The sequence below is a fragment of the Mesorhizobium sp. P5_C1 genome (genome assembly GCF_054049815.1).
The window spans coordinates 1-1,494 of the sequence record NZ_JBFULQ010000897.1; the positions used below are offsets into that span (position 1 = coordinate 1).

Here is a 1,494-nt window from a genome sequence, read left to right on the forward strand (position 1 = left end):
CCCGTAGAACGGGCCAGCCGGAACGTCGCGGAAGAACTGGGCGCGGTTGGCTGCCTGGGCGGAGCGGAAACCATCGAAAACCTCGATCGGCAGGCCGCCGGGATTGGCCGGGGTCTTGAGCATGATCGGCGGCACCGCGCCGATCAGCACCGCCTTGGCGACACGACCTCCCGAACCATACTGGGCGACGTACCGTGCCACCTCGCCGCCGCCGGTCGAGTGGCCGACATGGATGGCGTCCTTGAGGTCCAGATGCGCCGCCAGTGCTGCGACATCGGCGGCATAGGTGTCCATCTCGTTGCCGATATCCGTCTGGGTCGAGCGGCCATGGCCGCGGCGATCATGGGCAATGACGCGGTAGCCCTTGGACAGGAAGAACAGCATCTGGGCGTCCCAGTCGTCGCTGCTCAACGGCCAGCCGTGATGGAAGACGATGGGCTGACCGGTTCCCCAGTCCTTGTAGTAGATCTGCGTTCCGTCCTTGGTGGTGATCGTGCCGCTGCCGGTGCTGGGCTTGGATTGCAAGGCCTGGTTCATCTCAATCTTCCTTCGATTGTTGTCGCGATAAACAATATCGCGATGTCCACATGCCTAGCGTAGCCCAAACCGCTTGTCCATGGAAATATGTATCGCGATATCATTTTTCGTGGTACAGACTTTGGTGCCTGTATTGGCAAGAAGGAATCCGCCGTGCCTCTCCCGTTGGAAAATCAGCTCTGTTTCACGCTCTACGCCACCAGCATGGCGATCAATCGCACCTACAAGCCGATGCTGGACGAGATGGGCATCACCTATCCGCAATATCTCGTACTCAACGCGCTGGCAGAGGCCGACGGCATGTCGGTCGGCACCATCGCACACCGGCTCGCCTTGGAATCGAGCACCGTCACACCGCTGGTGAAGAGGATGGAACAGGCTGGGCTGGTGAGGCGACAGCGCAGCCAGGTCGACGAGCGCCAGGTGCAGGTCGATCTGACCGCAACCGGGCGCGCGCTGCTTGTCCAGTGCAACTGCCTGAATGAGACCTTGATCGAGCGCTCGGGCATGACGTTGGCACAGCTTGACGCCTTGAACCGGCAGATTCAGGCGCTGCGTGACGCGTTGACCGGCGACCAATAGCCAGCCGCCAACAACAGTCTAGGCCAAAAACCACAGTGCCGGCGCCGGCACGGCTATCATGCGGATTTAAGCACGGTGAATGGGCGTTTGCGCAGGGTCCGCTTTGCCTGGAAACTTGCGGCGGGAGCGGGACGGCCGACATGGAAGCCCTGGACCTTGTCTATGCCAAATTCGCGCATAAGGGCCATCTGCTCGTCCGTTTCCACCCCTTCGACCAGGATTTTGTGGCCGCGATTTCGGACCAGGGTAATAATGTCCTGGAGCATTGCCTTGCCGTTCGGGGCGCTGCAGTCGTGCAGAAACGAGCGGTCGATCTTCACCGTGTCGAAATCGATGAGACGAAGCCACGACAGGCCGGCAAAGCCGGTCCCAAAA

3 protein-coding genes are annotated in these 1,494 nt (G+C 60.9%); 1 reads left to right on the forward strand and 2 read right to left on the reverse strand.

What is annotated here, in order from left to right; genetic code table 11:
• Positions 1–537: alpha/beta fold hydrolase (locus ACXJ7R_RS32365; protein WP_457155354.1), on the reverse strand; the 537-nt coding region annotated here is incomplete at its 3' end.
• A 153-nt stretch (positions 538–690) separates the two neighbouring features.
• Here ACXJ7R_RS32365 and ACXJ7R_RS32370 point away from each other — a divergent pair.
• A complete protein-coding gene (locus ACXJ7R_RS32370; protein ID WP_457155356.1) occupies positions 691–1,119 on the forward strand; it encodes a MarR family winged helix-turn-helix transcriptional regulator in 429 nt (142 codons plus the stop codon).
• Positions 1,120–1,175: 56 nt separating this feature from the next.
• Here the strand turns inward: ACXJ7R_RS32370 and ACXJ7R_RS32375 are convergent.
• Positions 1,176–1,494: EAL domain-containing protein (locus tag ACXJ7R_RS32375; protein ID WP_457155355.1), on the reverse strand; the 319-nt coding region annotated here is incomplete at its 5' end.